The following is an 8,730-nucleotide window of genomic DNA, read 5'->3' as shown; positions in this document are numbered from 1 at the left end:
TATATTATTTTTATTATACAACATTTGAGACTTAATATAACTAGAAGTTGTTCCACCTCTCTTTATTAAGATAGTTTGAGACCTTGCCTTTCATCCCCACATCTAAAGAAGGGGGCTTTTCGGCAATTTATTGTAATTTATTTTTCTACTAACATAGTCCACTTACCAATTTCTCTAAATCCTATTTTGTGATATACTTTTCCTGCTTGTGGGTTATCATAAAATAAACACAGTATTTTTCCTTCATCTAATAAATCATTACACAACCTTGATAAACACTTACTAATGTATCCTTTTTTTCTATATCCAGCTCTAGTAGCTACTCCCACTACCATTGCAGATTTACTATTTTCTGCTGCAGTCTGAGATATACTTATCATTTCACCTTCATCATTTTCTATATAATAAACCCTAATAGATTTATCTTCTACTCTATCTTTTATTAAGTCTTTATCATTTTCTGATACAAATTCCTCTATAGTTTCTAATAAATTGTATATTCTTTCAGCGTCTTCAGGTACTGCCAACTTTACACTTTCATCCCAATTTAGTAGATTACTTTTGTCCTTTAATTCACAAAAGTAAGTTTTTCTCTCATTATAATTTTCTAATGCTGTTTTAAGTACTTGTACTAAATCTTCTCTTCCAGAAATCATTTTTTTGACATTATAGTTCTTGATTATTTCTTTAAATTCTTGTATGTTTTCTTCTTGATTTTCATAGTAAACTATAAAATTATTTGTATATCTTAGTAATACAGCTTTTATATTTTCAAATTCATCAAATTTACCCCATATTTCTTGAAAATCTTTATCAAAACCAAATTGTTCAATATCCCCAATTATAAACAGGTTTATGCTGGATTCTTTAGATACATATTTCAAAACTTTTTCTTTGTCTGATTGAGTTAATTTGCGTATCATAATTTTATCCCTCCTTAAATATATAAAGTATATATATTCCCCATATATAATAATTATCCTCTAATAGTTCTTCTATAGCTTGCAATGCTTATTTTTGTAAACAAAAAAGATATTAGTACTTATACCAATATCTTCATTTATGTCATATTTAATTGTTTATATACTTTTCAAATACTTCTCCAAAATCTCTATTATTGTGAATAGTTCTTAAATTTTCCATCCAATCAAAGTTGAAGTTAGCTATATCTTTTATTATATCTGCTGGATTACCTTCTAGTGAGCATCTTGTAATTGCATCATTAGCCATTTTTAATCCATTTATACCATCTTCTACTCTTGCGTTATTTTTTCCCTGTATTCTTCCTATTTCAACTAGAGCTTTATATAAATCTTTTAACTTTTCTAATTGTTTTTTATCTACGTCTATGCTGAAACCTTGATTTCCAAAACTAAATTTTATTTCTATATCTAAATCTACTGTACCCGCTGTTTCTAAAGTTACTGAGTTAACTCTTTCATAATAAAAATCATATCTTTTTACTGTTCTCTTTTTGCTTATTGCACTTGCTCCATCTACATGTAATAATCCCCTATTAGTAAATACATACTCATCTGATTTAGATTTTATAACGAAGTAGATTTTTTCTCCATCTTCATTCATTATGTAATCATCACCATCTACTTTATCAAAATCTTTCGGTTCTATTATTTTACCTATATCTGATAGTCCTAATGTATCTGCTGCCATTTTTCCAAATATATTCCCAGCCATTTTACTCCTCCTACTATTTATCTTAATTATATCATATATTATTTATTATTTATTCTATAGAAACTGGCATTTGTATTTCTGTAATAAATTCATCTACATCACCCGTTTCATGTATATCAATTTTATAGATTTCTATTGGATCTTTTAGAAGTTTATATCCTTTTTCTTCTATGTAGTTGAACATATCTTTTAAATGATATCTATTATTTTTATAAGTTCCTTTATAAGTTAAAGTTATATAGTAACCTTCATCAACAATAATATTATATATTTCTTCATCTTCTTCTAGAAAGCAAAACACTGATTTATATTCATTGTAAATATCTTGTTTTACTTTATCTAAGCAAAATGTTGCCCCTATATTATTTTTCCCTAGTATATTGAATCTATTTTCATATTCTTTTTGTAGTTTTTGAATTAAAAAATCAAATTCTTCATCTTTTTTTATATCTGCATTTAGTTTTAATGCTTTCCTTTTTCCTATATAAACTGTTTCGATTTCATCTAATTTTAAATTAGTGTTAGCTTCGTTTATTACTTCTAACCTTTTAAGTATATTCTTTTTATGCTCTGCAAACTCTTCCATTTTCTTATCTATTAATATTATTTCTTCATTTAGTATTTTATTAGTATTTTCAATATTTCTGTCATCTAAATATTCTTTTATTTTTTTCATAGGAAAATTCAAGCTTCTAAGTTCTTTTATTAGATTCAATATCCATATATCTGATATTTTGTACATACGATATCCATTTTTATCTCTAAAAGGTTTTAATATTCCCAACTCCTCATAGTACATCAAAGAATCTCTTCCAATACCATATATCTTAGATATTTCACCTATTTTATAATATTCCTTCATGTGATTTTCCTTTCTAGGTATTTTATTATGTACATTAAAAGCTATGAGCCGTACACTCATAGCCTTTATAATTATAATACTATGTTTTCTTCTACATATTCATCATTTTCTTCATTACTATCATCTTCATCATGCTCAATATGAAGTATACTTATTATTTTACCACTTATAGTAACTGCTATTATTGAGAAAAATATTTGTTTAAAATCTAAGTAAACTAATGAAAGCACTAAAACTATGCCATCTGTAATTAGATAAACATGATTTACTTTTAGTTTTGTAAACCTACTTACTAAAAGTGCAATAACATCGTCTCCTCCAGAAGCCCCTCCACCTCTAACTACTAATCCAACCCCAATACCTACACCTATACCTGCCAATATACTTGCAATTAGCATATTGTTAGTAAGGCTTGGGACTACAAAACCTATATTTTCCCACATTCTATAAGATGTAGAAAATGTCATGGTAGATAATATAGAATACATTAAAAATTTCTTTCCAAAAAATCTAGACCCTAATATGAATAAAGATAAATCAATGATTAGACTTGTTATTGATGGAGATATATCAAATATATTTTTTATTAATAGTATTAAACCTAATACTCCACCCTCTGTTACGCTATTTTGATAGTTGAAATTGTAACTTCCAAATGCTAAAATAGATGACCCCAAGATTACCAACCCAATACTTTTTATGAATTGTTGTTTTGACCGCACAATATCACTCCTAATTTGTTATTTATATATTTCTTCTTAATATCATTATATACCTTGGTACTATACTAAGGTGAAGAAAAATTTTGAAATAATATAATATCCTTAAGCGTAAAAAATATCTCCTCATCATTAATATGATTTGGAGATATTCTTTAAATTCATTACTTCATTTTAGCTTCTATGTTAGTTATTCTTTCTACAACAGAGTTCATCATTTCTTCGAACTTTTCTTTCTTCGCTTTTTCTTCATTTATTAAACTGTCTGGAGCTTTTGCTAAGAATCCTTGGTTAGAAAGTTTTCCATTAACTCTCTTTATTTCCCCTTCTAACTTAGCCTTCTCTTTGTTTAATCTATCTAGTTCTTTAGAGAAGTCTACTAATTCATCAAGAGGTATGAATATCTTAACACCTTCTATAACTATACTTACTGCATCCTCAGGTATGTTAGTTTCATCTTCAAGTATTTCAACTACTGATGCAGATGCTAATGTTACAAAGTAGTCTTGTCCAGCTTGCATAGTGTCTTTCTTTTCCACTGACGGCACTATTATTACCTTAGCTTTCTTTGATGGTGGTACATTCATTTCCGCTCTAACATTTCTTATGTTTCTTATACCATCCATTGTTAAGTTCATCATTTCTTCTTCTTTAGCCATGTTGTCAGCATCAGTGTAGTGAGGGAACTCTGCTACTACTATACTTCCTTCTACTGTTGGAAGGTGAGTGTATATTTCTTCTGTTATAAATGGCATATATGGATGAAGAAGCTTTAATATCTTCTCTAATACATATGTTAATGTATATAAAGCAGTTTGCTTAGCTTCTTTATCCTCAGAGTATAATCTAGGCTTCACTATTTCTATATACCAATCACAATACTCAGACCATGCAAAGTCATAGATTTTTTGAGCAGCTATACCAAGATCGAAGTTGTTCATGTTCTCAGTAACTTCTTTAACCACATTATTAGCTCTTGATATTATCCACTTATCAGCTAAAGTCATGTTAGCTTCTACTGACTCTCTAGTTACTCCTGCCATTGTTTCTTCATCTATGTTCATGAATACAAATCTAGATGCATTCCATAATTTATTAGCGAAGTTTCTTGATGATTCTACTCTTTCCATATAGAATCTCATGTCATTTCCTGGGGAATTTCCAGTTGCTAACATGAATCTTAGAGCATCTGCTCCATATTGGTCTATTACTTCTAATGGATCTATACCATTGCCTAGAGATTTACTCATTTTTCTACCTTCTGAGTCTCTAACTAGTCCATGTATTAATACATGTTTAAATGGAGTTTCTCCCATACAGAATTTACCTGCAAATGCCATTCTTACTACCCAGAAGAATATTATATCGTATCCAGTAACAAGTACACTTGTTGGATAGTAGTAATTTAAATCATCTGTTTTGTTTGGCCATCCTAATGTTGAGAAAGGCCATAATGCAGAAGAGAACCATGTATCTAGTACGTCTTCGTCTTGCTTGAAGCTAGTATGCCCACACTTACATTCTGTTGGCATTTCTTTTGATACTATTACTTCACCACAGTCTTGGCAGTAATAAGCTGGTATTTGGTGACCCCACCATAACTGTCTTGATATACACCAGTCTCTTATATTCTCTAACCATTGTGAATAAGTCTTATCAAATTTATCTGGTACAAATTCTAAATCTTTATCTCTTAGCATATCTAGGGCAGGTTTAGCTAACTCATCCATCTTAACGAACCATTGATCAGATAATCTTGGCTCAACTACAGTTCTACATCTATAACAAGAACCTACATTATGGTTATGGTCTTTTATTGCTATTACATATCCCATTTCATCTAAGTCAGCCATAAGTTGCTTTCTGCACTCATATCTATCCATACCTTCGTATTTTCCAGCTAACTTATTCATAGTTCCATCTTCATTCATTACGTTTATCTTCTCAAGATCATGTCTTTTTCCTACTTCAAAGTCATTAGGATCATGAGCTGGAGTCATTTTAACTGCACCTGTACCAAACTCTAAATCAACATAGTCATCAGCAACTATTATAAGCTCTCTACCTACTATAGGAAGTATTGCATGTTTACCTACTAAATGCTTATATCTTTCGTCTTCTGGGTTTACAGCTATTCCTGTATCTCCAAGCATTGTTTCTGGTCTAGTTGTAGCTATTTCTAAGAATTCATCACTATCTTTTATTTGATATTTGATGTGATAGAATTTTCCATCAAACTCTTCATGCTCAACTTCTGCATCTGATAAAGTAGTCTTACAATCTGGACACCAGTTTATTATTCTGTTTCCTCTGTATATTTGACCTTCTTTATATAGTTTCACAAAGAACTCTGTAACTGCCTCATTACATCCTTCGTCCATTGTAAATCTTTCTCTATCCCAGTCACAAGAATCTCCTAACTGTTGCATTTGGTCTACTATCTTTCTACCAAATTCATTTCTCCAGTCCATAGCTCTGTTTAGGAATTCTTCTCTTCCTAATTCATACTTAGTTTTGCCTTCTTGCTCTTTTATTCTTTCAACAACCTTAACCTCTGTTGCTATAGATGCATGGTCAGTTCCTGGTTGCCATAATGCTTCATATCCGTCCATACGCTTCCATCTTATAAGTATATCTTGTAAAGTATGATCTAGTGCATGCCCCATATGTAATTGCCCTGTTATATTTGGCGGTGGAAGCATTATTGTAAATGGCTTCTTGTTTGGATTTGGTGAAGATTTAAATAATCCTTCGTCTAACCATCTTTGGTATAGTCTCGATTCAAAATCTTTTGGATTGTACGTTTTTGATAAATTAGTATTTTCCATGTTTGTTTCCTCCTTTTTATATAATTAATTTTATGAACAAAAAAAGAGCCCTTCATCCTATTTTAAGGACGAGAAGCTCGCGTTACCACCTTAATTTCAGTATTAATTAATATAAAATAATACTGACTCTCAATAAATTTAACGATTCTCACCGTCTAAACCTACTACTATTTCAGTTTAGAAACTCCGAAGCTACCTTCTGTAAACCTGTACTTGAAAAGTCTTTCAGCCTTTGAACTTTCCTCTCTTTTAGTAGTATTTACTTACTCCTCTTCATCTTAGCTTTTAATATTTACTTTCATTTAATTATATCCAATTACTATTATTATTGTCAATTATTTATAATAATATAGCTTTTTATAGAAAGTACTCTTATTATTTGTTGCTTTTATAATAAGGTTACAAATTTTCACTCCAGTAATTGAGAGGTTGTGTATTCTCATCTATTGGTAATATTACATATCCTCTATTTTTTAATACTTTTATTACACCCTCTAATGCCTTTACGCTTTGTTCTTTTTCATGGATTAATACAACCAAATTACTTCTATTTCTTCCATAATATAATACGTTACTTACTATTTTGTCAGTAGTAGCTCTCCAGTCCTCTGTGTCTAGATTCCAATCCCACATTAAGTAATTATTATCAACTAATATTTTATATGAATTTTCAGGAGTATAAGGTTTACTTCCATATGGAAGTCTTATTAATTTAGACTCTTTACCTGTTATATTTTTATATGTTTCCTTACATGTATCAAATTCCTCTAGTGTGATTTCTGGCGTTTTGTATAATACGCGTATATCATGACTTACACTATGAAATCCTACTCCCTGTCCATCTAATGCTATACGCTCTACTTCATTAGGTCTCTTTTTCATATTTCCATCTAGCATAAAAAAAGTAGCTTTTACATTATTTCTATCTAGTATATCTAGTATTTGATTTGTATACTTACTTGGTCCATCATCAATTGTTATATAGGCTATTTTTCCTTCATTCGCTCCAGGACCTTTGTAAATTTGAGATGATGCTTCATATATTAATTCTGTAAGAGTTTTCATCTGTATAACTTTGTATATTTCACTATCCCTATTTCCATATCTTTCATTTGATTCTTCTTTGATTAAAAATTCTACTCCTAATACAACTAAGCTTAATATTAAACCTATAATTATAGCTAAAATAAAGTGGTTAGACTTACGTTTCATCCCCCGTATCCCCTTTGTAAGTAGTTTTTTAACTATTTCTTTTTATTTATATCTCTGCTAAATATTTTTAAAACTTGTTCTTCTTCTTTTTTTCCTAAAGATTCTAATCTCTTTATTCCCATCATAGTTAAAAATTGAACTACATTTAAATTTTCATATGGTGTTTCCATCTCTGTACTTTCCCCATACTTAGTTATGTATTCTATTCCTTTTTCTGCACTTACAATTCTTTTAGGACCTCCTACACATCCCCCAATACACCCCATTCCTTCAATAAATGTTGCGCCTAGTTCTTTGTTTATAACCTTATCCAACCCTTCCTTACACTCTTTAACGCCTTGAAATGATACTGCCTCAAATTTTATATTTTGGTTTATCCTTTTTGTTGAAAGTTCTATAGCTTTACTTACTCCACCTGATTTTCCATAGATTCTACCTGAATAAGATGATTCAACTCTATCTTCTTCCCCTATTTCTTGTAAGTTAATATTTAGTGCCTTAAAAATTTCTTCTACTTCTGTAAATGTAAGAACAAAATCTACTGCGTCTTTTATATCCTCTAATGTAGCTTCTTTTTTCTTAGCTATGCAAGGGCCTATAAAAACTACCTTAGCTTTAGAATTTAATATTTTTATGGCTCTACCACAGGCTATCATTGGTGATACAGACGGAGATACATTTCGAAGTATTTCAGGATAATCTTTTTGTATTAAGCTTACCCATACAGGACAGCAGCAACTTGTTATGAAATATTCAGATTCTTTTCCTTCTATATGTTCACAGTAATCATAAGCTTCTTTTACCGTCAACATATCTGCTGCCAGAGATACTTCTATCATTTCTTCAAATCCTATTTTTTTTAATCCTGTTCTTAATTTCCCAGGAGTAATATTTTCTCCAAATTGTCCTACAAAAGCTGGTGCAACTATAGCATAAACAGGTTTATTGTGGTCTTTTAGTAACTTTATCATTGGTATGAACTGTATTTTATCTGAAATTGCACCTAAATCACATTTATTTATGCAATCTCCACAAGCACTACAAATATTTTTCTCATTACAATCTGTATGCTTTTTTTTAACTAAACATGTCTCATTTTTTTCATAATTTTTATCACAATGACTACAAGCCTGTTCTATTACACTAATTACAGGTTGTTCTACTTCATCAATATTAATTGCTTCATACACCATTTCTTGCAAGGTACTATCATATTCACCGATTGGATTAAGCCCAATTATAACTCTAATTAAATTAACTATCACAATTTTATCAATTTATAGTGATAGGTAAGTCTTTGAAGTTATCTCCAACTTTTCCCCCACTTCACACCGTACGTGAGACTTTCACCTCATACGGCGTTCCAACAATTTTACACTCTAATAATTAAATAACTGAATTTCCTACTAACTTT

The 8,730-nt window shown here is 30.0% G+C and carries 7 protein-coding genes and 1 other annotated feature; all 7 genes read right to left on the bottom strand.

The genetic code is table 11. The features are described 5' to 3' along the window. Positions 1 to 137 precede the first annotated feature (137 nt). The 7 genes from ACRC03_RS17655 to ACRC03_RS17625 all read right to left on the bottom strand — a co-directional run bounded on the left by ACRC03_RS17655 (position 138) and on the right by ACRC03_RS17625 (position 8,581). Positions 138 to 923 (bottom strand): GNAT family N-acetyltransferase, encoded by a 786-nt coding sequence (locus ACRC03_RS17655; RefSeq protein ID WP_438653917.1) that lies wholly within the window; start codon positions 921 to 923, stop codon positions 138 to 140. Between the two features lie 148 nt (positions 924 to 1,071). Next, positions 1,072 to 1,695: a PH domain-containing protein gene (locus tag ACRC03_RS17650; protein WP_438653916.1), complete on the bottom strand. Its 624-nt coding sequence runs from the start codon at positions 1,693 to 1,695 to the stop codon at positions 1,072 to 1,074. Between the two features lie 49 nt (positions 1,696 to 1,744). Further along, complete coding sequence (locus tag ACRC03_RS17645) at positions 1,745 to 2,557, bottom strand: MerR family transcriptional regulator (protein ID WP_438653915.1); 813 nt, start codon at positions 2,555 to 2,557, stop codon at positions 1,745 to 1,747. Between the two features lie 71 nt (positions 2,558 to 2,628). Beyond that, positions 2,629 to 3,279 (bottom strand): YitT family protein, encoded by a 651-nt coding sequence (locus ACRC03_RS17640; protein WP_438653914.1) that lies wholly within the window; start codon positions 3,277 to 3,279, stop codon positions 2,629 to 2,631. Between the two features lie 161 nt (positions 3,280 to 3,440). Continuing rightward, positions 3,441 to 6,104, bottom strand: coding sequence for a valine--tRNA ligase (locus ACRC03_RS17635; protein ID WP_438653913.1), 2,664 nt, complete (start codon positions 6,102 to 6,104; stop codon positions 3,441 to 3,443). Positions 6,105 to 6,165: 61 nt separating this feature from the next. Further along, positions 6,166 to 6,393 (bottom strand) — a binding site (T-box leader). Between the two features lie 110 nt (positions 6,394 to 6,503). Next, a complete protein-coding gene (locus ACRC03_RS17630; RefSeq protein WP_438653912.1) occupies positions 6,504 to 7,316 on the bottom strand; it encodes a polysaccharide deacetylase family protein in 813 nt (270 codons plus the stop codon). Positions 7,317 to 7,348: 32 nt separating this feature from the next. Continuing rightward, a complete protein-coding gene (locus ACRC03_RS17625; protein ID WP_438653911.1) occupies positions 7,349 to 8,581 on the bottom strand; it encodes a [Fe-Fe] hydrogenase large subunit C-terminal domain-containing protein in 1,233 nt (410 codons plus the stop codon). Positions 8,582 to 8,730 lie beyond the last annotated feature (149 nt).

The organism is Romboutsia sp. (assembly GCF_051659545.1).
Taxonomy (GTDB): domain Bacteria; phylum Bacillota; class Clostridia; order Peptostreptococcales; family Peptostreptococcaceae; genus JBOFOR01.
This window is presented reverse-complemented; position numbering and strand designations above follow the sequence as displayed.